The organism is Pseudomonas sp. LF020, from assembly GCF_053456425.1.
The window spans coordinates 15,927-36,150 of the sequence record NZ_JBRFIX010000018.1 but is presented as its reverse complement, the minus strand read 5'-3'; the positions used below and the strand labels follow the sequence as shown (position 1 = coordinate 36,150).

At 61.9% G+C, this 20,224-nt stretch carries 19 protein-coding genes; 8 read left to right on the top strand and 11 right to left on the bottom strand.

Features of this window, described 5'->3' with window-relative positions; translation table 11 throughout:
- Positions 1-21 precede the first annotated feature (21 nt).
- Entirely contained in the window at positions 22-876 is an 855-nt protein-coding gene (locus tag ACU680_RS26710; protein ID WP_448180988.1) for a MaoC family dehydratase, read from the bottom strand.
- 2 nt (positions 877-878) lie between these two features.
- The gene (locus ACU680_RS26705) at positions 879-2,231 is read right to left on the bottom strand and encodes a 3-oxoacyl-ACP reductase (RefSeq protein WP_448180987.1); all 1,353 of its coding nucleotides are present in this window, start codon (positions 2,229-2,231) and stop codon (positions 879-881) included.
- A 235-nt stretch (positions 2,232-2,466) separates the two neighbouring features.
- On the opposite strand from ACU680_RS26705, the gene ACU680_RS26700 reads away from it, so the two are divergent.
- The 3 genes from ACU680_RS26700 to ACU680_RS26690 all read left to right on the top strand — a co-directional run bounded on the left by ACU680_RS26700 (position 2,467) and on the right by ACU680_RS26690 (position 6,359).
- On the top strand, positions 2,467-3,744 hold the full coding sequence (locus ACU680_RS26700; RefSeq protein WP_448180986.1) for an acetyl-CoA C-acetyltransferase: 1,278 nt from the start codon (positions 2,467-2,469) through the stop codon (positions 3,742-3,744).
- A gap of 291 nt (positions 3,745-4,035) precedes the next feature.
- A complete protein-coding gene (locus tag ACU680_RS26695) occupies positions 4,036-4,932 on the top strand; it encodes a PA4780 family RIO1-like protein kinase (RefSeq protein WP_003221347.1) in 897 nt (298 codons plus the stop codon).
- 173 nt (positions 4,933-5,105) lie between these two features.
- The gene (locus tag ACU680_RS26690; protein WP_448180985.1) at positions 5,106-6,359 is read left to right on the top strand and encodes an MFS transporter; all 1,254 of its coding nucleotides are present in this window, start codon (positions 5,106-5,108) and stop codon (positions 6,357-6,359) included.
- Here ACU680_RS26690 and cueR read toward each other — a convergent pair.
- From cueR to ACU680_RS26675, 3 genes are all read right to left on the bottom strand, one after another.
- Positions 6,313-6,726 (bottom strand): Cu(I)-responsive transcriptional regulator, encoded by a 414-nt coding sequence (gene cueR, locus ACU680_RS26685; RefSeq protein WP_007962968.1) that lies wholly within the window; start codon positions 6,724-6,726, stop codon positions 6,313-6,315. The two genes, ACU680_RS26690 and cueR, sit on opposite strands and share 47 nt — an antisense overlap.
- On the bottom strand, positions 6,723-9,116 hold the full coding sequence (locus ACU680_RS26680) for a heavy metal translocating P-type ATPase (RefSeq protein ID WP_448180984.1): 2,394 nt from the start codon (positions 9,114-9,116) through the stop codon (positions 6,723-6,725). The genes cueR and ACU680_RS26680 overlap by 4 nt, the downstream gene beginning before the upstream one ends.
- Before the next feature lie 92 nt (positions 9,117-9,208).
- A complete protein-coding gene (locus ACU680_RS26675) occupies positions 9,209-9,592 on the bottom strand; it encodes a hypothetical protein (protein ID WP_262142923.1) in 384 nt (127 codons plus the stop codon).
- Between the two features lie 148 nt (positions 9,593-9,740).
- Between ACU680_RS26675 and ACU680_RS26670 the strand changes: the two genes are divergently transcribed.
- The gene (locus ACU680_RS26670) at positions 9,741-9,941 is read left to right on the top strand and encodes a heavy-metal-associated domain-containing protein (protein ID WP_007962964.1); all 201 of its coding nucleotides are present in this window, start codon (positions 9,741-9,743) and stop codon (positions 9,939-9,941) included.
- Positions 9,942-10,174: 233 nt separating this feature from the next.
- The gene (locus ACU680_RS26665) at positions 10,175-11,377 is read left to right on the top strand and encodes a multidrug effflux MFS transporter (protein WP_007962963.1); all 1,203 of its coding nucleotides are present in this window, start codon (positions 10,175-10,177) and stop codon (positions 11,375-11,377) included.
- A gap of 5 nt (positions 11,378-11,382) precedes the next feature.
- Here ACU680_RS26665 and ACU680_RS26660 read toward each other — a convergent pair whose 3' ends face one another.
- From ACU680_RS26660 to ACU680_RS26650, 3 genes are all read right to left on the bottom strand, one after another.
- Entirely contained in the window at positions 11,383-11,556 is a 174-nt protein-coding gene (locus tag ACU680_RS26660; protein ID WP_007962962.1) for a hypothetical protein, read from the bottom strand.
- A 153-nt stretch (positions 11,557-11,709) separates the two neighbouring features.
- On the bottom strand, positions 11,710-12,723 hold the full coding sequence (locus tag ACU680_RS26655; protein ID WP_448180983.1) for a zinc-binding alcohol dehydrogenase family protein: 1,014 nt from the start codon (positions 12,721-12,723) through the stop codon (positions 11,710-11,712).
- A gap of 32 nt (positions 12,724-12,755) precedes the next feature.
- Positions 12,756-13,049 carry a putative quinol monooxygenase gene (locus ACU680_RS26650; protein WP_448180982.1) on the bottom strand — a complete coding sequence of 98 codons (294 nt, stop codon included), beginning with the start codon at positions 13,047-13,049 and terminating at the stop codon, positions 12,756-12,758.
- A gap of 118 nt (positions 13,050-13,167) precedes the next feature.
- On the opposite strand from ACU680_RS26650, the gene vimR reads away from it, so the two are divergent.
- The 3 genes from vimR (at position 13,168) to ACU680_RS26635 (ending at position 16,657) form a co-directional block, all read left to right on the top strand.
- On the top strand, positions 13,168-14,097 hold the full coding sequence (vimR, locus tag ACU680_RS26645) for a transcription regulator VimR (protein WP_007962958.1): 930 nt from the start codon (positions 13,168-13,170) through the stop codon (positions 14,095-14,097).
- Between the two features lie 316 nt (positions 14,098-14,413).
- Complete coding sequence (locus tag ACU680_RS26640) at positions 14,414-15,145, top strand: ArsR/SmtB family transcription factor (protein ID WP_007962957.1); 732 nt, start codon at positions 14,414-14,416, stop codon at positions 15,143-15,145.
- Between the two features lie 129 nt (positions 15,146-15,274).
- Positions 15,275-16,657, top strand: coding sequence for an MFS transporter (locus ACU680_RS26635; protein ID WP_448180981.1), 1,383 nt, complete (start codon positions 15,275-15,277; stop codon positions 16,655-16,657).
- A gap of 116 nt (positions 16,658-16,773) precedes the next feature.
- Here ACU680_RS26635 and ACU680_RS26630 read toward each other — a convergent pair whose 3' ends face one another.
- From ACU680_RS26630 to ACU680_RS26620, 3 genes are all read right to left on the bottom strand, one after another.
- Positions 16,774-17,727, bottom strand: a complete 954-nt coding sequence (locus ACU680_RS26630) for an adenosine deaminase (protein ID WP_003221371.1) — start codon at positions 17,725-17,727, stop codon at positions 16,774-16,776.
- A gap of 82 nt (positions 17,728-17,809) precedes the next feature.
- The gene (locus ACU680_RS26625) at positions 17,810-18,775 is read right to left on the bottom strand and encodes an isopenicillin N synthase family dioxygenase (RefSeq protein WP_448180980.1); all 966 of its coding nucleotides are present in this window, start codon (positions 18,773-18,775) and stop codon (positions 17,810-17,812) included.
- A gap of 144 nt (positions 18,776-18,919) precedes the next feature.
- Positions 18,920-19,993 (bottom strand): BMP family ABC transporter substrate-binding protein, encoded by a 1,074-nt coding sequence (locus ACU680_RS26620; protein ID WP_367082959.1) that lies wholly within the window; start codon positions 19,991-19,993, stop codon positions 18,920-18,922.
- Between the last annotated feature and the right edge of the window lie 231 nt (positions 19,994-20,224).

The window sequence follows — 20,224 nt, the reverse complement described above, 5'->3', positions numbered from 1 at the left end:
AGGCTTGCCCGGGGGTGAGGATCAGGCAATCGGTTGCCATTGCCCGACCATGTGTTCCAGATCGCCGTGGCCGATCAGGCGCAACTCGCCGCTGGATCCCGGCACACTCGCCAGCAATGAAACCTCACTGGGCAAGCGCACCGGTTTGCGAAAGTGCACGGCGATTTCAAGGTTGGCCTTGGGTAGATGATCAGCCAGTGCCGCGAGGGTTCTGGCCTTGTTCCACAAGCCGTGAGCAATCGCCGTGGGGAAACCGAACAGCTTGGCACTGGCGGCGCTCAGGTGAATCGGGTTGTAGTCGCCCGAGACTTTGGCGTATTGCCGACCGATATCGCCCGGGGCTTTCCATTGCGCCACTTGCGTCAACACCTGGGACGGCTCCCAGTGTTGCTCGACAGGTTCGCCATCGAGTTTCACCCCGCGACAGAGCATCTGGCTTTCGGCCTCCCACAGTGGTCCGAGTTGATCGTCCAGAGTGGTCAGTACGTCGAAGGTCGCACCTTTGGGATGCGGCTGCAGGTTGTGCACGCGAACACTGACTTGCGCTCGACTGATCCCGCCCATCGGTCGCAATACGCGTATGCGGTTGCTCAGATGAATCAGCCCCAGCAGCGGGAACGGAAATTCCTTGGCCGTGAGCAATTGCATCTGCAGGGCGAACGCGAGGATGTGTGGATAAGTCGGCGGCAGCAGGCCGTCATCGGCAAAGCCGCAGACCTTGCGATACGCCGCCAGTTTCTGGCCGTCGACATCGACCCAGCAGCGCAAACCGCTGTCGGGCAGTCGGGTACCGGTGATCTTGCGCCGGGTCGCGGCCCGCGCGTACAGGGCGGACAGGCTCGGTTCACGGTCGAGGGTGTGCCATTCAATGCTCATGCCTATGCCCCCAGCACACTTTGTCCACAGACCCGCAATGCCTGGCCGGTAAAAGCGCCGGTGCCCGGTTGCGCCAACCACGCGACGGCTTCGGCGACGTCTTGCGGCAAACCGCCCTGGCCCAGCGAACTCATGCGCCGCCCGGCCTCACGCAGGCCGAACGGGATGTGCGCGGTCATCTGGGTTTCGATGAAGCCCGGGGCCACGGCGTTGATGCTGATGCCGCGTTCGTGCAGCGTCGGCGCCCAGGCCTGCGCCAGGCCGATCAGCCCGGCCTTGCTTGCGGCGTAATTGGTCTGTCCGCGATTGCCGGCGATGCCGCTGATCGAGGCCAGCAGAATCACCCGCGCATTGTCGTGCAGGGTGCCGCTGTCGAGCAGGGCCTTGGTCAGCACTTGCGGAGCATTGAGGTTGACCGCCAGCACCGCGTCCCAGAATTCCGGGGTCATGTTGGCCAGGGTCTTGTCGCGGGTGATCCCGGCGTTGTGCACCAGAATGTCGAGGCCGTCCGGCAATTGTTCGACCAATTGCGCAGCGGCGTCTTCGGCGCAGATGTCGAGGGTGATCGCCCGTCCGCCGAGGCGCGCGGCGAGGGCTTCCAGATCAGTCTTGGCCGGTGGTACGTCGAGCAAAATCACTTCCGCTCCGTCGCGGGCGAGAGTCTCGGCAATCGAGGCGCCGATCCCGCGTGCCGCGCCGGTAACCAGCGCTTTGCGTCCGGCCAATGGCCGGGTCCAGTCGGTGACCGGTGTGGCGCACGCGGTGAGGCGAATCACCTGCCCGGAGACAAAGGCGCTTTTCGGCGAGAGGAAAAACCGCAGCGGCCCCTCAAGCTGATCTTCGGCGCCCTCACCGACATAGATCACTTGCAGCGTGCCGCCGCTGCGCAGCTCTTTGGCCAGCGAGCGCGAAAAGCCTTCGAGTGCCCGCTGTGCGCTGGACGCAAACGGATCGCGCAAGGTTTCCGGGGCGCGGCCGAGGATCACCAGGTGCGCGCTGCTGTCGAGATTTTTCATCAACGGCTGGAAGAACTCACGCAGCTGTTTGAGCTGGTCGGTGTGCTGCAGATCGCTGGCATCGAACACCACGGCCTTGAGTTTCGGCCCGTGCCCGGGAATCCACGCGGTGGCCAGCGACGGTTCGCTGCCGTAACTGTAGATCGCATCGGTCAGGCGGTTGGCGAACGCGTTGATCCGCTCGGCCAGCGGCCCGCCGCCGATCAGCAGCGCACCGTCCACCGGCCGCAGGCGCCCGGCCTGCCAGCGTTCCAGCCGCACCGGCGACGGCAGGCCCAAAGCCCCGACCAGACGGTGGCCGATGGATGAGTTGGCGAAGTCGATATAGCGGTCAGACATGGAACGCTCTCCAAAAGTTGGGGTTCAAAGTGTGGACTACCAACGGCAATCAATCGTTCGATCCACGCAATAAGGCCTACGCTAGAACAGCAGAGTAGACCACCGTCCCTGTGGGAGCTGGCTTGCCAGCGATGGCGCAGTGTCAGTCACTGGAAATGCTGGATGTGCCGGCCCCATCGCTGGCAAGCCAGCTCCCACAGGGATTCCATGAATTCGGATCAACAAGGAGCTTTTCATGAGTCAGCTGCGCCGCGTCGCCATCATCGGCGGTAACCGTATTCCTTTCGCCCGCTCCAACGGGCCGTACGCCACTGCCAGCAATCAGGTGATGCTCACTGCTGCCCTCGAAGGCCTGATCGAACGCTACAACCTGCACGGCCTGCGCATCGGCGAAGTGGTGGCGGGGGCGGTGCTTAAATTGTCACGGGATATGAACCTGACCCGCGAGTGCGTGCTCGGCTCGCGGCTGTCACCGGCCACCCCGGCCTATGACATCCAGCAAGCCTGCGGAACCGGGCTGGAAGCGGCGCTGCTGGTGGCCAACAAAATCGCCCTCGGCCAGATCGATTGCGGTATTGCCGGTGGTGTCGACACCACGTCGGACGCGCCGATCAGCGTCAGCGAAGGCTTGCGCAAAATCCTTCTGCAGGCCAACCGCGCCAAGACCACCGGCGACAAGCTGAAAACTTTTCTGCAACTGCGCCCACGGCACCTGATCCCGGAGTTTCCGCGTAATGGCGAACCGCGCACCGGCCTGTCGATGGGCCAGCACTGCGAACTGATGGCGCAGGCCTGGAATATTCCCCGTGAAGAGCAGGATCAACTGGCCCTCGAAAGCCATCACAAACTTGCCGCGTCCTACAGCGAAGGCTGGCACAACGACCTGATGACACCGTTCCTCGGCCTGACCCGCGACAACAACCTGCGCCCGGACCTGACCCTGGAGAAACTCGCCACGCTCAAACCCGCTTTCGAAAAAAGCGCCAAGGGCACGCTGACGGCGGGCAACTCCACGCCACTCACCGACGGTGCTTCGGTGGTGCTGCTGGGCAGCGAGGAGTGGGCGAAAGAACGTGGTTTGCCGATCCTCGCCTATCTGCGCGATGGCGAAGCGGCGGCGGTGGATTTCGTCAACGGCGCCGAAGGCCTGTTGATGGCGCCGGTGTATGCGGTTCCGCGCTTGCTGGCGCGTAATGGGCTGACCCTGCAGGACTTCGATTACTACGAAATTCACGAAGCGTTCGCCGCCCAGGTGCTGTGCACGCTCAAGGCCTGGGAAGACCCTGAGTATTGCAAGACGCGTTTAGGGCTGGACGCACCGCTGGGCTCGATCGATCGCAGCCGGTTGAATGTGAAAGGCAGCTCGCTGGCGGCGGGGCATCCGTTTGCCGCGACCGGTGGGCGGATTGTCGCGAACATGGCGAAACTGCTGGATGCGGCGGGCAAGGGCAGGGGGCTGATCTCGATCTGCGCGGCTGGGGGGCAGGGTGTCACCGCAATCATCGAACGCTAAAAGATCGCAGCCTTCGACGCCAATTTCATGTAGGAGCTGCCGCAGGCTGCGATCCTTTGACCTTGAATCTTTTCATCACCGCTGCGTGTCAGATTCTGTCGCAAATGCCCTCGACAGCCGATAACTACAAGCAAGGTCGGCTCGGCTATGATCGGCAAAGCTCGATTATTTCGGCACAGTGTGTGCATCCAGAGGGTTCACAGGTCGGCAACCCCTCCCCGTAGCGCGAGGATTGCCGTATAACGAGTGACATTCGCGTGTTTGGTAATAAAGGACCCACAATAAAAGCTGATGAAGACTCCAAAACGCATTGAACCCCTGATCGAAGACGGTCTGGTCGACGAAGTGCTGCGCCCACTCATGAGTGGTAAAGAAGCAGCTGTTTATGTGGTGCGCTGCGGTAACCAGTTACGTTGCGCGAAGGTTTACAAGGAGGCGAACAAACGCAGTTTCCGCCAGGCAGCCGAGTATCAGGAAGGCCGCAAGGTGCGTAACAGCCGGCAGGCCCGGGCGATGGCCAAGGGTTCGAAATTCGGTCGCAAGGAGACCGAAGACGCCTGGCAGAACGCCGAAGTCGCGGCGTTGTTCCGTCTGGCCGGTGCCGGTGTGCGAGTGCCCAAGCCATACGACTTTCTCGATGGCGTGCTGCTGATGGAGCTGGTGGCCGACGAGTATGGCGATGCCGCGCCGCGTCTGAACGACGTGGTGCTGGAGCCGGATCAGGCCCGCGAATATCACGCGTTCCTGATCTCGCAGATCGTGCTGATGTTGTGTACCGGTCTGGTGCACGGTGACCTCTCGGAGTTCAACGTGCTGCTTACCCCGACCGGCCCGGTAATCATCGACCTGCCGCAGGCAGTGGATGCCGCCGGCAACAACCACGCGTTCAGCATGCTCGAGCGCGATGTGGGCAACATGGCTTCGTACTTCGGGCGCTTTGCCCCGGAGCTGAAGCAGACCCGCTACGCGAAAGAAATGTGGGCGTTGTACGAAGCCGGCACCTTGCATCCCAACAGCGTGCTGACCGGTGAGTTCGACGATCCGGAAGATCTGGCTGATGTTGGCGGTGTATTGCGCGAGATCGAAGCGGCGCGGCTCGACGAAGAGCGCAAGCAGGCGATCCGTGCGGCGGATGACGAGCCCAAAGGCAAGTCCGACGAACCACCGCCGCCACCGTGGATGCAGTAAGCGCTTGAACAGAAACCCGGCTTCGGCCGGGTTTTTTGTGCCCGTATATTCCGTCACCACACCTCACTGTGGGAGCTGGCTTGCCAGCGATAGCGGTGGTTCAGCTGAAAATTTTATCGGATGTACCGGCCTCTTCGCTGGCAAGCCAGCTCCCACAGGGGGCGGTGGTATCTATGGACGTTATATGGGAATCTTGTCCGCCCCCGCACACTCAAGGATTGAATGTGAACGCCCGCCTGATCATCACCGCCCGTTTGATCTCAGACTTCGGCGCTTTCCTCAACATGGTCGCGCTGGCGACTTACGTTTACCTGCTGAGCAACAGCGCCATGAGCGTCGGGATCTTTCTCGCCAGCCGGGTTGGCGGGGGGATTTTTGCCAGTCTGATCGGTACGCGCTTCTACCGGCGCTGGAATGGCCGGATGCCGTTGATTGTCTTCGATCTTTTGCGTGCGACGTTGCTCGGTCTGCTGTTGATCCTGCCAGTGAGCCAGCAGGCGTTGCTGTTGCCGGTAATCGCTTTCGGCCTGGGCTTTGGCAACTCGATGTTCGCCATCGGCCTCAACAGCCAGTTGCCGAGGCTGATCGCCCCGGCGCAGCTACTGAAAACCAACGCCTGGATCACCTCGGCGTCGTCGGCGGCGATGGTTGGCGGCAGTCTGGTCTCGGGGTTGCTGGTGGCGGCATTCGGCTTCGAAACGGTGTTCGCGCTCAACGCACTGACCTATCTGCTGGCGGCGCTGTTGATTGCGCCGTTGCGCTTCGCCGCTGCAGAAGTCAGCGAACAATCGGCCAGCGAACGCGGCGAATTGTCAGCCCTCAAGCAGGGCCTGCGCAGTGCCCCGGTGATTGCGGCGATGCTCGCCGTGACCATGGCCGACACCTTGGGCAGCGCCGCGCACAACGTAGGGTTCCCGATCATCTCCAGACTGCTGACACCCGATTCGGCCAGCACCACGCTGGGCCTGATGCTGGCGGTGTGGGCCAGCGGCAAACTGCTCGGCGCACGAATTGCCAGTCGCCTCAAAGGCACGGATAACCGTGATCTGGAGCGACGGTATTTCTTCGGCGTGGCGTTGATGTCCTGCGGCTTTATCCTGATGTTCCAGCAGCACAGCCTGCTCGGCCTGCTGCTGTTTTCGCTGCCGGCGGGGTTGGGTGATGGCGTTTCCGAAGTCGGCCTGATGTCGCGCCTGCAACGTGAGCCTGAGCATTTACGGCTGCCGATTTTCAGTTTCCTGACCTTGCTGCAAATGACCGGGTTTGGCGTCGGCATGCTGATTGCCGCGCCGTTCTACGAATGGTGGACGCCGGGTGCCGTGGTCATGCTGTTCCACGGCATCCCGCTCGGTACGCTGTTGACCGTGAGGTTGCTGGCGCTCAGGCGCGGGCGGGTTGCGCGCAGCAGCCCGACGCCAGCTCCTTGAGGATCGGACAGTCGGGACGATGGTCGCCATTACAGTGCTCGACCAGATCCTGCAGGGTGTCGCGCAACTCGCCGAGTTCGCGGATCTTCTGATTCAGCTCGTCAATGTGCTGACGCGCCAGGGCTTTCACATCGGCACTGGCACGTTGGCGATCCTGCCACAGGGTCAGCAGCTTGCCGACCTCCTCCAGAGAAAACCCCAAGTCCCGCGAACGCTTGATGAACGCCAGGGTGTGCAGGTCATCATCGCTGTAGACCCGGTAGCCGCTGTCGGTGCGATGGGCCGCCTTGAGCAGGCCGATCGACTCGTAATAGCGGATCATCTTTGCGCTCAGACCACTGTGCCGGGCCGCTTGGCCGATGTTCATCGGTGTTCCTCCAGATCCTTCGGTTTCCAGGTTTTCAACAGTAGCGCATTGCTCACCACGCTGACGCTCGACAGCGCCATCGCCGCGCCGGCCAGCACCGGGTTGAGGAAGCCGAGCGCCGCCAGCGGAATGCCGATCAGGTTGTAGACGAAGGCCCAGAACAGGTTCTGGCGGATCTTCGCGTAGGTCTTGCGGCTGATCTCCAGTGCCGCCGGTACCAGCCGTGGATCGCCGCGCATCAGGGTGATACCGGCGGCGTGCATCGCCACGTCGGTGCCGCCACCCATGGCGATACCGATGTCCGCTGCGGCCAGTGCCGGGGCGTCGTTGATGCCGTCGCCGACCATTGCCACCACGCCGGTTTTCTTCAGTTCGGCGACGGTGGCGGCTTTGTCGGCGGGCAGCACTTCGGCGTGCACGTTTTCGATGCCCAAAGCCTCGGCGACCACTGTCGCGCTGCCACGGTTGTCGCCCGTCAGCAGATGGCTGTGGATATCGCGGGCGGTCAGTTGTTGCACTGCTTGCAATGCGCCGGGCTTGAGCGTGTCACCGAAGGCGAACAGGCCGATTACGCGCGGTTCAGGACTTTGCTCGATCAGCCACGACAAGGTCCGGCCTTCGCTTTCCCAGGCCTCGGCGGATTCGGCGAGATTGCCCGCGTTCAGGCCACTTTCTTCCAGCAAACGCCGATTGCCCAGCGCCAGACGCCGACCGCCAAGATTGCCGGCGATGCCACGCCCGGTCAGGGACTGGCTGTCGCTGACATCCGGCACGTTCAGGCCACACTCGGCGGCCGCGTCCAGCACGGCTTTGGCCAGCGGATGTTCGCTGCCGCGTTGCAGGGCACCGGCCGTTGTCAGCAACGTATTCTCATCGCCATCCACCGCGCTCAAATGCGCGATGCGTGGCGTGCCGGAAGTCAGCGTGCCGGTCTTGTCGAAGACCACGTTGTCGACTTCATGGGCACGTTCCAGCGCTTCGGCGTCCTTGATCAGAATGCCGTGGCGCGCCGCCACGCCGGTGCCAGCCATGATCGCCGTCGGCGTGGCGAGACCGAGGGCACACGGACAGGCAATCACCAGCACAGCGACCGCATTGATCAACGCCGTTTCCATGGGCGCGCCGTACAGCCACCAGCCGATCAGCGTCGCCAAAGCGATCAGCAACACGGTGGGCACGAACACCTGGCTGACTTTATCCACCAGTTTCTGGATCGGCGCTTTCGCCGCCTGAGCGTCCTCCACCAGACGGATGATCCGCGCCAGCACGCTTTCTGCACCGAGGGCAGTGGTGCGCACCAGCAGGCGACCTTCACCGTTGATCGCGCCGCCGGTGACCGTGTCGCCCGGCTGTTTTGGCACTGGCAGGCTTTCACCGCTGATCAAGGCTTCGTCAGCGTGGCTCTGGCCTTCCAGCACTTCACCGTCCACCGGAAAGCGTTCGCCAGGTTTGACCAGAACCAGATCGTTGAGGCGCAGGGCACTGATTGCCACGTCCTGTTCGCGACCGTCGATCACTTGAATCGCCCGCTCCGGGCGCAAGGCTTCGAGGGCGCGGATGGCGCTGGCGGTCTGGCGTTTGGCGCGGCTTTCCAGGTATTTGCCGAGCAGCACCAAGGCAATCACCACGGCTGAGGCTTCGAAATACAGATGCGGCATGCGCCCGGCGGCGGTGGCCCATTCGTACAGGCTCAAGCCATAGCCTGCGCTGGTGCCGAGGGCGACCAGCAAGTCCATGTTGCCGGCGCCGGCGCGCACGGCTTTCCACGCGGCCACGTAAAAACGTGCACCGAAAATGAATTGCACCGGGGTGGCGAGGGCGAATTGCGCCCAGGCCGGAAGCATCCAGTGAATGCCGAACGGTTGCAGCAGCATTGGCAGCACCAACGGCAACGCCAGGACGATCGCGCAGATCAGCGCCCAGCGCTCATGTTGCAGGCGCTGTTGCTGGTTATCGGTGGCCGGATATTCGGCTTGCCAGACGCTGGCCGAGTAACCGGCCTTGCTCACAGCATCGAGCAGCGACTGAATATCGACCTGACCGAGCCATTCGAGGTGCGCACGTTCGTTGGCGAGGTTGACGCTGACGCTCTTCACCCCGGGGACTTTGTTCAGGGCGCGCTCGATGCGACCGACGCACGAGGCGCAGGTCATGCCGTCGATGCTCAGTTCCACGGTTTGCTGTGGCACGCTGTAACCGGCGCGTTCAACCGCCTCCATCAACGCCGGCAAGCTGTCGCCGGGCGCCTGGACGCGGGCCTGTTCGGTGGCGAGATTGACGCTGACGGCACGGGCGCCGCTGACTTTGCGCAACGCCCGCTCGACACGCCCGGCGCAACTGGCGCAGGTCATGCCGGCAATCGGCAGATCGAAAGTGATGGAATCGGACATCGGTCTTACTCCCTGTAGAAGATGTCTACAAGGATCAACCTTGCCATGCGGGCAAGGTCAAGCGCAAAAGATCGCAGCCTTCGGCGGTTGACTCAGTATTCGAGGGCGGCAGGTCGCAGGTACAAACCTTTGGCATTTGCCGCGATCCGGTACTTCACCACATCGCCGGCCTTGAGCGAGATCTCCTGCGCGGGCGGCGCGAGCATGCCTGCCTGGCAACCTGGAACTTGGCCAGGAAGCTGTTTCAGCCGAATGGAAATCGTGCCGTGGGGCAGGTTGAACGAAGTGGTCTGTTCCTGCAGCAGGCGCGCTGCCAGTTCATCATTGACGTACACGCCAATCTCGCAGGGAGTCGGTACTTCCAGACGCTCGCGCGAGATGATCAGTACGGCGTAGTCCTCGCCGGTCGCATTGGCCTGGGGCAGGGCGGCAAAGAGGCTGAGCAGGCCAAACAGGCTGAAAGCTGACCAGCGCATGGCTGAATCTCCTGAATTTGAGTCATTGATGCACGCAGCTTGGCTGAGCGCGGCGCCGAATGCCAGCCCGGCAGGTTTCTGCAGAACTTGACCTTGCCATGGTGGCAAGCTCGACACTGCCGGCAACCTCACTCAAAGGAGTCCATCCATGCAAGTGTTCAACGTTCAAGGCATGTCCTGCGGTCACTGCGTCAAAGCCATTACCAACGCGGTGCAGGCGAAAGATCCGGCGGCCAGCGTGCGGGTCGATCTGGGGGCCAAAGAAGTCGGCGTCGAGAGTTCGCTGAGTGCCGAGCAGGTGATCGAGGTGATCAGTGAAGAAGGCTACCCGGTAAAACTCGCCGGATAATGATAAATCCCCTGTGGCGAGGGAGCTTGCTCCCGTCGGGTCGCGAAGCGGCCCTTTTTCCAATTGAAAAACACTGGGCCTGCTGCGCAGGCCAGCGGGAGCAAGCTCCCTCGCCACAGGTTTCAGGTGTAGGTCATCTGATTTTTAATAGTTAGCGAGCTATCGGAATGTTCAAGGTGTCTCAGCGCGGCTAGACTGTCGGGCTGCCGACTTCTATCCCACCTGGATGCCTGATGAACTTCCGTACCATTCTGATTCTCGGTGCCTTGAGCGCCTTCGGTCCGCTGGCGATCGACTTCTATTTGCCCGCGTTTCCGTCGATGGCGCTGGCCTTTGGCACTGATGAAAAGCATGTGCAGCTGACCCTGGCGGCCTATTTCGCCGGCCTGTCGATCGGGCAGTTGCTTTACGGCCCGGTGGCGGACCGTTTTGGGCGGCGCCTGCCGTTGCTTGGCGGGGTCGGCCTGTTCACCCTGGCCTCGCTGGCCTGTGCCTACGCACCGAATCTGGAATGGCTGATCGGCGCGCGTTTCGTTCAGGCGCTGGGCGGTTGCGCGGGGATGGTGATTTCCCGGGCGGTGGTCAGTGACAAGTGCGATGCGGTTGGTTCGGCGAAAGTCTTCTCGCAGTTGATGCTGGTGATGGGGTTGGCGCCGATCCTCGCGCCGCTGCTCGGCGGTCTGCTGGTCAACACCACGGGCTGGCAGTCGATCTTCCTCGTGCTCACCGGCTTCAGTGCGCTGGCGGGCTTGGCTGTGGCGCTGGGTCTGCCGGAAAGTCTGCCGGCCCATGTGCCGCGCCAGCCACTGTCCGGTGCGTTGCGCCAATACGGCCGGTTGTTCGGCGACCGGGTGTTTCTCGGCCACGCCCTGACCGGCGGTATCGCCGTCGCCGGGATGTTTTCCTATATCGCCGGTTCACCGTTCGTCTTCATCAAGCTCTACGGCGTACCGGCCGAGCATTTCGGCTGGCTGTTCGGCACCAATGCCGCGGGTTTCATTCTGGTGGCCCAGGTTAATGCGCGGCTGTTGGCCAAGCGCGGTCCGGCATTCCTGCTGGCGCGGGCGGTCTGGGTGTATCTGTTGGCCGGTGTGACTTTGCTCGCGGTCAGCTCGATGCACACCGATGCCTTGTGGCCGCTGTTGCTTCCGTTGTTCGTGTGCATTGCCAGCCTCGGCTGCATCCTACCTAACGCAGCGGCCTGTGCGATGAACGGTCAGGGCGCGCGTGCTGGCAGTGCTTCGGCGCTGATGGGTTGCCTGCAGTTCAGCGTGGCGTCCGGCGCGGCTTCGCTGGTGGGCGTTCTGCACGACGGCAGCGCCATGCCGATGGCCATGGTCATCAGCCTGTGCGGATTACTGGTGGTGAGCGTTGCGATGTACACCCGGCGTTTGCAGAATGCCCGGGCACTGGCGCAAGCACAGGCCGAAGCCTGAAACCTTCAGCCGGCGGCGCGTTGCTGTCCGGGGTCGGGAAACTGATGGGGCGCGTGCAGGCGCGCTTCGAGGGTGCGGGTGAAGGCGAGGGCTTCGGCTTCACTGCGAAAGGTCACGGCGTGCTGGTCCAGACGAACCTGCCATTGAGACTTTGCCACTTCTTTTATCAGGATCTTCATTGCTGACCTCCCTTGTGTAAAAGATGCATCGCAGAGGCTTCGATTGTAGACCTGAATACGATCGCATTTGTGACAACGCTCAAGCATCTGACTGACGGCAAAAAACAGCACCAGCCCTTAAAGGGTCTGGCGCTGATTGCGGCCTTCGGATTCTCAGAAACTTTCTAAAACAATTTTCCCCTTGGCTTTGCCACTTTCCAGCAACTCGTGCGCGCGACGCAGGTTCGCCCCATTGATCGTGCCGAAATGTTCGCCCAGCGTAGTTTTCAAAGTCCCCGCATCAATCAGCTCGGCCACGCGGTTGAGCAGTTTGTGCTGCTCGATCATGTCCGGGGTTTCGAACAGCGAGCGGGTGTACATGAACTCCCAGTGCAACGACAAGCTCTTGCGCTTGAGCTGGCTCACGTCCAGCGACTTCGGATCGTCGATCAGCGCGAGTTTGCCTTGCGGCGCCAGGGCCTCGACCAGTTGATCGAGGTGCAGATCGGTCTGGGTCAGGCTGGCGACGTGGGTCACGTGATCGATGCCGGCGCGCTTGAGTTCTTCGCTCAACGGCTGGCTATGGTCGATCACCAGGTCGGCACCCAGCTCGGTCACCCAGTCGCGAGTCTGCGCACGGGACGCGGTGCCGATGACCTTGAGCCCGGTCAATTGGCTGGCCAGTTGGGTGAGGATCGAACCGACGCCGCCAGCGGCACCGACGATCAGCAGGCTCTGGCCCACATCGGTTTTGCCTTCGCTGATCTGCAGGCGTTCGAACAACAACTCCCACGCGGTGATCGCGGTCAACGGCAGAGCGGCAGCTTCGGCGAAACTCAGGGACTTGGGCATGTGGCCGACGATGCGCTCATCAACCACGTGCAGTTCGCTGTTGCCACCGGCACGGGCAATGGAGCCGGCGTAGAACACTTTGTCGCCAGCCTTGAACAGCGTCACTTCACTGCCGACAGCCTTGACCACGCCGGCAACGTCCCAGCCCAGCACTTTCGCCGCGCCGTTCTCCGGCGCCACGTTCTGCCGTACCTTGGTGTCCACCGGGTTGACCGAGATCGCTTTGACTTCCACCAGCAGGTCGCGCGGGCCGGCGACCGGCTCCGGCAGTTCGATGTCTTGCAGGGATTGTTCGTCGCTGATCGGCAGGGAGGCGTAATAGGCGATGGCTTTCATGACTTGCTCCATAACGGTAATAGAAGAAGGGCTCAGGCGATGGCGCCCAGGCGTTTCAATTGGAAGTGTTCGATGCAGTGGCCGGCGGCGGCCTGGAAGTTCTGAAAATGCGCGCTGGCGTTGTGCGCCGAAAGGATTTCCTCGCTGGCCCAGTGTTCGATCACATAGAAAGTCAGCGGATCGGCGAGGTCGCGGTGCAGGTCGTACTGGCTGCAGCCTTTTTCGGCGCGACTCGGTTCAACCAGTGCGCGCAGGGCGTTTTCGAGGGTGTCCTGCTGGCCGGGTTTGGCGATCAGGGTGGCGATGGCGGTGAATGCTTGGGACATGTGCGGCTCCGGTCGCGGGATAAATTCGCTTGAACCCATCATTGGCTATTTCTCGGCGCGATAAAACCGGCTAAAAGAGCAGTCTCTTTCAATATTTTTTTGATAATCGAGGCTGGGAATGCTGCGTTTCGACGATTTGCAGTTGTTCGTGCGCGCGGCGGATCTGGGCAGCCTGTCTGCAGCGGCGCGGGTGATGGACATGTCTGCCGCTGTGGCCAGCGCGGCGCTCAAACGCATCGAACAGCAACTGGGCGTGCGCTTGCTGGCGCGCTCGACCCGCAGCCTGCGCCTGACTGCCGAGGGCGAAGGCTTTCTCGAATACGCGCGGGCCGCGTTGAGTTCGCTGGACGAAGGCCGGCGTTTTCTCTCCAGCGCGCAGGATCAGGTCAGCGGCATCCTGCAGCTGTCGGCGCCTTCGGATTTCGGGCGCAACCTGTTGTTGCCATGGCTCGACGAGTTTCAACGCGAGCATCCGAAGCTGACCGTGCGCCTGTTGCTCGGTGATCGCATCGCCGACCTGTTCCGCCAGCCGGTGGACATCGCCCTGCGCTACGGCGAGCCAGAGGATTCGAGCCTGGTGGCGCTGCCCATCGCTCCGGACAATCGCCGCGTGCTTTGCGCCTCGCCGGCGTATCTGGCGCGCCACGGTGAACCGCGTCAGCTCGAACAGTTGGCGCAGCACAATTGCCTGCTGTACATGCTCGGCAGCCGCGTGCACGACCATTGGAGTTTTCATGACGGCAAACGTGAAGTCGGCCTGACGGTCAGTGGCGATCGCTTCAGCGATGACGCCGACGTCGTGCGGTTGTGGGCGGTGGCGGGGGCGGGAATCGCCTACAAGTCGTGGCTCGACGTTGGCGCGGATGTCCTTGCCGGACGCCTCAAGGTGTTGCTGCCGGAATTGCTCTGTGAGCGTGCTCCGCTGAATTTGTTGTGCGCCCATCGCGCACAATTGAGTAAGCCGGTGAACCTTTTAAGGGAAATGCTCGCCAGCCGATGCGCCGAATTGAGTAGTCAATTTCCGCATTTCCCGAAAGTTGATCATTAGTCGCAGGCAATTAGCGAAATTTCTCTCAGGAACTATCACCATTCGAGTCAGCCACGGCGCAGGAAGCGGCGTGCATCCCGCTTATACTAGCGACCGCCTCAAACCTGCACCGATAACCGGCCAGGACAGAATCCGCGTGGTTTTTCCAGGGCCTGGCGAGCGCTGCACAAACGCCGCGGACACGTCATTGACGGGTGCAGCAGCACCGGCCTGGCGTGCTCCGGTTCACGGCGTTTTACCCGTCTTGGCCGACGACACATTACTGGTCAAGATGTCTTCGAGCAGTAGACGATACGATTCAACAGGGAGTGAACACATGGAACATGCACCTTGCATCAGCCAGATCGCCACGCTGCTGGCCGACCCCAAGCGCAGTGCGATGATGTGGGCGTTGATGGATGGCTCGGCACGCCAGACCGAAGAGCTGGCGCTGCTGGCAGGGTTGTCGCCATCCTCGGCCAGTGCGCATCTGGGGCGTTTGTCCGCCGGGGGCCTGTTGAAAGTCGAGGTCCGTGGACGCAAGCGCTTTTTCCGCCTGGCAGCCCCGGAGATTGCGGCGGCCATCGAAGCCCTGGCCAGTGCCACCATCGCCAGCGCACCGCGAGAAATTCCTCACGTATTCAAACGCTCGACGCCGAGCGCCAATCCCCGGACTGCGCCGTCTTCACTGCTGCGTGCGCGCTTTTGCGATGACCATCTGGGGGGCACGCTGGCTGCCGATCTGTATCAGCGTCTGCTCGATGCCGGCTGGCTCGAACAGATCGAGCAGCGGGTCGTGGTGACCCTCAAAGGCTCGACGCAACTGGCCAACCGCGGGGTATTCATCCAGGCCCTCGCTCATCGCAAGGCTCAGGTGGCGTGTGCCTGTCCGGACTGGAGTGAACGTCGCCCGCACTTGGGCGGTTCACTGGGCGCGGCGGTGCTGCAACTGTTCATGCAGTCCGGCTGGCTGGTGCTGCCCAAGGACTCCCGAGCCTTGCAAGTGACCCCGGCCGGGCAGCGGGAAATCCAGCGTTTCGCCAAGGAAACCGAGCTGGAATTGGCGTAGTAGAGCGTTCGCCGGCCGACACTTCGACGCTGGCGTCGCCTGTGACTGCGAACAGGTCGTATCCAGAAAAAGCGCCGGGGCGTAATCGCGCACACTCGATCCGCACACATTGTGGATGGGGGATGGGGCATGGATACGCGAAACTTCAGCGCGGCAGAGCGCCTGGAACGGCTGCCGCTCAGCGGTTATCACCGGGTCATTTTCATCATCATCGCCCTGGCATTCTTTTTCGACTCCATGGACCTGGCCATGATGACGTTCCTGCTTGGCTCGATCAAAACCGAATTCGGCTTGAGCAGTGCACAAGCCGGCCTGCTCGCCAGTTCGAGTTTTTTCGGCATGGTGCTGGGGGCGTCGCTGTCGGGCATGCTCGCCGATCGTTTCGGGCGTAAACCGGTGTTTCAGTGGAGCATCGTGCTGTGGGGCGTGGCCAGTTATCTGTGTTCGACCGCGCAAACGGTCGAGAGCCTGACGCTGTTCCGCATCCTGCTGGGGATTGGCATGGGCATGGAGTTTCCGATTGCACAGTCGATGCTTTCCGAGTTGATCCCGGCGCAGCGGCGCGGGCGCTACATTGCATTGATGGACGGTTTCTGGCCGCTGGGTTTTGTTGCCGCCGGGGTGCTGTCGTACGTTCTGCTGCCGCTGATTGGCTGGCGCGACATCTTTCTGGTGTTGGCGGTGCCGGCGGTGTTTGTGCTGGCGATCCGTTTCTTTATTCCCGAATCACCGCGCTGGCTGGAGCAAGCCGGACGCCATGAGGCGGCGGACAAAGTACTGAGCGCGATCGAGGCCCGCGTGCGCACGTCGCTCGGTGTCGAAACGCTGCCTGAGCCGGTGCGCCTGCCAAGGACAGCAACGCCGCCGGGCAATTTCTTCTCGGCCCTCAAGCAGACCTGGTCACCGCAATACCGCCAGCGCACGACGATGATCTGGAGTCTGTGGTTTTTTGCCTTGCTCGGTTTTTACGGGCTGACGTCGTGGCTCAGTGCGTTGTTGCAACAGTCGGGTTTTGCCGTGACCCAGTCGGTGTATTACACCGTGCTGATTTCTCTGGGCGGGATTCCCGGGTTTCTGATGGCGGCGTGGCTGGTGGAGCGCTGGGGGCGCAAACCGGTGTGCATCGTGACGTTGCTCGGCGGCGGGGTGATGGCGTTTCTCTACGGGCAGAGCGCGGTGTTCGGCGGCAACGTCGCCTTGCTGATCAGCTCCGGGCTGCTGATGCAGTTTTTCCTGTTCGGCATGTGGGCAGTGCTCTACACCTACACGCCGGAGTTGTACCCGACCTCAGCGCGCGCCACAGGCTCGGGCTTTGCCTCGGCGATTGGCCGCGTCGGCTCGTTGCTCGGGCCGTTGGTGACCGGGCTGGTGTTCCCGATTACCGGGCAGGGCGGGGTGTTTGCGCTGGGTGCGCTGTGCTTTGCGATTGCGGCGGGGGTGGTGTGGCTGTTCGGGATGGAGACGCGGGGCAAGACGCTGGAAGAGCTGACTGAACTCGAGATTTCCAGCTAAACACAACTCCTGTGGGAGCGGGCTTGCCCGCGATGGCGGACTGTCAGTCAACATTGATGTTGGAACTGATTGCCTCATCGCGGGCAAGCCCGCTCCCACAGTTTTTGTATTGCTCTTTAAGGTTTTACCAGACGCGCATCCAGGCTGTTCTGCGCCAGGCGTTTAGCTTGATCCTGGGTCATGCCCAGGTGTTCATGCAGCGCATGGAAGTTCTCGGTGACGTAACCGCCGAAGTACGCCGGGTCATCCGAGTTCACCGTGACCTTCACCCCACGCTCGAGCATGTCGAGGATGTTGTGCTGCGACATGTGATCGAACACGCAGAGCTTGGTGTTCGACAGCGGGCACACGGTCAGCGGAATCTGCTCGTCGATGATCCGCTGCATCAGGCGCTCGTCTTCGATGGCGCGCACGCCATGGTCGATGCGCTGGATTTTCAGCAGGTCGATGGCTTCCCAGATGTATTCCGGCGGGCCTTCTTCACCGGCGTGGGCGACGGTCAGGAAGCCTTCGTGACGGGCGCGGTCGAACACACGCTGGAACTTGCTTGGCGGGTGACCCATCTCGGAGCTGTCCAGGCCGACGGCGACAAATGCATCACGGAACGGCAGCGCCTGATCGAGGGTTTTCTGCGCTTCGTCTTCGCTCAGGTGGCGCAGGAAGCTCAGGATCAGACCGCTGGTGATGCCCAGTTGCTGCTCGCCATCCTTGAGTGCCGCGGCGATGCCGTTGAGCACCACTTCAAACGGGATGCCCCGGTCGGTGTGGGTCTGCGGGTCGAAGAACGGTTCGGTGTGAATCACGTTCTGCGCTTTGCAACGCAGCAGGTAGGCCCAGGTCAGGTCGTAGAAGTCCTGCGAGGTGCGCAGTACGTCGGCGCCCTGGTAATACAGGTCGAGGAATTCCTGCAAGTTGTTGAAGGCGTAGGCCTTGCGCAGGGTTTCGACATCGCTCCACGGCAGGGCGATCTTGTTGCGTTCGGCCAGGGCGAACAGCAGCTCGGGCTCCAGCGAGCCTTCCAGATGCAGGTGCAGTTCGGCCTTGGGCAGGGCGTTGAGCCAATCGTACATATTCTTTTCTCATCAGGTGCAGATGGCGGCCATTCTACAGATGCGCGCCGAAACAATTGGCAAAACCTGACCAAGCGATTCATCACACCGCTTGCGGTTCACGGCGGTAGGCGTAGGTATCGGCGAAGCGTGACAGCAGGAATTCGGCGCAGGTGGTGGTCGGATATTTCGCCGGGTGCTGTGCGTCCTGGCAACCGGGCAGGCATTCGATGCGGGTGTCCGGGTGCGGTTCGGCGAAGAACGGCATCGAATAGCGATCCACCCCCAGCGGACTGATCACCCGATGCGGGGTCGAGCGATAACGGTCGTTGCTCCAGCGCGCCATCATGTCACCGAGGTTGACCACGAAGGTGCCGTCAATCGGCGGTGCGTCGATCCATTCACCTTTGACGTTCTTCACTTGCAGGCCGCCGGCGCTGTCCTGGTAGAGCAGGGTGATGCAGCCGTAATCGGTGTGCGCGCCGGCGCCTTGCTGCTCGGCGCTGCTGGCGGTGTGGCGCGGCGGGTAGTGGATCATCCGCAGCACACTGACCGGCTGATTGAAGCGGGTGTCGAAGAAGTCGCGTTCGATGCCCAGTGCAATAGTCATGGCGCGCAGCAGGGTTTGCGCCAGCGCCTGCATGTCGAGGTAATGCTGCTCCATCAGCGTTCGCCAACCGGCCATGTGCGGATGGCGATTCGGCCCGCGCAGCGGTTTTTCCGCAAGCACCTCGGGGTGATCCGCCGGCAGATGCAGACCCATGTCGAAGGTTTCTTTGAGGTCGCTGGGTTTGTCGGGATCGAGCTGTTCGGTGGCGATGGCGCCGTAGCCGCGATGATGGCGGGTCTGGGTGATGTCGATCCTGAGTTTTTCTTCTGTCGGTTGCGCAAAAAAGCGCTGGGCGTGGTTGAGCAGCGAATCGATGCGCTGCGCGGAAATCGGGTGACCCTTGATGTAGAAGAAGCCCCATTCGCGGCAGGCCTGGTCGATCTGTGAGGCGACGGTGGGCCAGGCGTTTTGGTCGTCGCTATAGAGCGGGCTGATGTCGATGATCGGGAGCTGATCCATACACAATCCTTGAGAGCGCTGAAGATCAAAATGTGGGAGCTGGCTTGCCAGCGATAGCGGTCTGACAGGCAACAATGATGTCGAATGTGAGGGCCTCATCGCTGGCAAGCCAGCTCCCACAGGGTCGATGCAAGTTTGAAGAGATTACTTCGGCATCTCGGCCTTCATCCCTTCCACGTAATAGTTCATCGACGCCAATTCCGCATTCGTCGCACTCACCCCCGCCGGGATTTTCTCAACGCCGGCCTGATCCTTGATCGGCCCGGTGAACGGTTGCAGCGCACCGCTCTTGATGTCGGCAATGATTTGCTCGGCCTCGGCTTTCACCGGTGCCGGCACCAGATCGCTGATCGGCAGTTCAACCGTGCCTTCCTTCAGCCCACCCCAGTAGTCCTGGGACTTCCAGTTGTGGTCGATCACGCTTTGCGTGGCCTGAATGTAGTGCGGCGCCCAGTCGTTGACGATCGAGGTCAGCACCGCTTTCGGGCCGAAGTGCGCCATGTCCGAGGCATAACCCACGGCGTAAACGCCACGCCGTTCGGCGGCCTGAATCGGCGCCGGGCTGTCGGTGTGCTGGAACACCACGTCCACACCCTGATCGATCAGCGCGTTGGCCGCATCGGCTTCCTTGCCCGGATCGAACCACGAGTTGACCCACACCACTTTGATTTCGGTGCCGGGGTTGTACTTGTTCAGCGCCAGCTGGATGGCGTTGATGTCGCGGATCACTTCCGGAATCGGGAACGAGGCGACATAGCCGATCTTCTTGGTCTTGGTCATCTTCGCCGCGAGGAAACCGCCGACGTAACGCCCCTCGTAAGTGCGCGCCAGATAGGTGCCGAGGTTCTTGTCCTGCTTGTAGCCGGTGGCGTGTTCGAAGGTCACCTTGGGAAACTGTTTGGCGACTTTCAGCGTCGGGTTCATGTAGCCGAAAGAGGTGGTGAAGATCAGGTCGTAGTTGTCCTTGGCCATGTTGCGAATCACCCGCTCGGCGTCGGCACCCTCGGCCACATTCTCGACGTAATTGGTGCTGATCTGCGCGCCGAATTTCTCCGCCAGCGCCTTGCGCCCCTGTTCATGCTGATACGTCCAGCCGTGGTCGCCGATCGGGCCGATGTAGACGAAACCGACCTTCAGCGGATCGGCAGCGCTGGCGCTCAGGCTGATCCCCAGACCGATGGCGGCGCACAGCAGTTTGTGCAGCGGACGTATGTGCATGAATTGGAGCCCCATTTTGTTGTGTGTGGACGGAGGCAATGCAAATTGCTGACCAACAGGACAACAAAGCCAAAGATCGCAGCCTGCGGCAGCTCCTACAGGGGATGCGCAACCTGTAGGAGCTGCCGCAGGCTGCGATCTTTTCAGCGTCGGAACCAACGCAGTGCAAGCCAGCGGATTCACGCTATCGGCTGGTGCGCTAAGGTGTAACGAAACGTTAGCGCCACGCCG

What these genes read in the sequence shown, in the direction of transcription:
- ACU680_RS26705 (WP_448180987.1), bottom strand. Translation starts at nt 2,231, where the DNA reads ATGTCTGACCGCTATATCGACTTCGCCAACTCATCCATCGGCCACCGT.
- ACU680_RS26690 (WP_448180985.1), top strand. Translation starts at nt 5,106, where the DNA reads ATGGACGTTATATGGGAATCTTGTCCGCCCCCGCACACTCAAGGATTG.
- ACU680_RS26655 (WP_448180983.1), bottom strand. Translation starts at nt 12,723, where the DNA reads ATGAAAGCCATCGCCTATTACGCCTCCCTGCCGATCAGCGACGAACAA.
- ACU680_RS26625 (WP_448180980.1), bottom strand. Translation starts at nt 18,775, where the DNA reads ATGGATCAGCTCCCGATCATCGACATCAGCCCGCTCTATAGCGACGAC.
- ACU680_RS26660 (WP_007962962.1), bottom strand. Translation starts at nt 11,556, where the DNA reads ATGAAGATCCTGATAAAAGAAGTGGCAAAGTCTCAATGGCAGGTTCGT.
- ACU680_RS26630 (WP_003221371.1), bottom strand. Translation starts at nt 17,727, where the DNA reads ATGTACGATTGGCTCAACGCCCTGCCCAAGGCCGAACTGCACCTGCAT.
- ACU680_RS26680 (WP_448180984.1), bottom strand. Translation starts at nt 9,116, where the DNA reads ATGTCCGATTCCATCACTTTCGATCTGCCGATTGCCGGCATGACCTGC.
- ACU680_RS26695 (WP_003221347.1), top strand. Translation starts at nt 4,036, where the DNA reads ATGAAGACTCCAAAACGCATTGAACCCCTGATCGAAGACGGTCTGGTC.
- ACU680_RS26650 (WP_448180982.1), bottom strand. Translation starts at nt 13,049, where the DNA reads ATGTCCCAAGCATTCACCGCCATCGCCACCCTGATCGCCAAACCCGGC.
- ACU680_RS26665 (WP_007962963.1), top strand. Translation starts at nt 10,175, where the DNA reads ATGAACTTCCGTACCATTCTGATTCTCGGTGCCTTGAGCGCCTTCGGT.
- vimR (WP_007962958.1), top strand. Translation starts at nt 13,168, where the DNA reads ATGCTGCGTTTCGACGATTTGCAGTTGTTCGTGCGCGCGGCGGATCTG.
- ACU680_RS26620 (WP_367082959.1), bottom strand. Translation starts at nt 19,993, where the DNA reads ATGCACATACGTCCGCTGCACAAACTGCTGTGCGCCGCCATCGGTCTG.
- ACU680_RS26640 (WP_007962957.1), top strand. Translation starts at nt 14,414, where the DNA reads ATGGAACATGCACCTTGCATCAGCCAGATCGCCACGCTGCTGGCCGAC.
- ACU680_RS26670 (WP_007962964.1), top strand. Translation starts at nt 9,741, where the DNA reads ATGCAAGTGTTCAACGTTCAAGGCATGTCCTGCGGTCACTGCGTCAAA.
- ACU680_RS26700 (WP_448180986.1), top strand. Translation starts at nt 2,467, where the DNA reads ATGAGTCAGCTGCGCCGCGTCGCCATCATCGGCGGTAACCGTATTCCT.
- ACU680_RS26635 (WP_448180981.1), top strand. Translation starts at nt 15,275, where the DNA reads ATGGATACGCGAAACTTCAGCGCGGCAGAGCGCCTGGAACGGCTGCCG.
- cueR (WP_007962968.1), bottom strand. Translation starts at nt 6,726, where the DNA reads ATGAACATCGGCCAAGCGGCCCGGCACAGTGGTCTGAGCGCAAAGATG.
- ACU680_RS26675 (WP_262142923.1), bottom strand. Translation starts at nt 9,592, where the DNA reads ATGCGCTGGTCAGCTTTCAGCCTGTTTGGCCTGCTCAGCCTCTTTGCC.
- ACU680_RS26710 (WP_448180988.1), bottom strand. Translation starts at nt 876, where the DNA reads ATGAGCATTGAATGGCACACCCTCGACCGTGAACCGAGCCTGTCCGCC.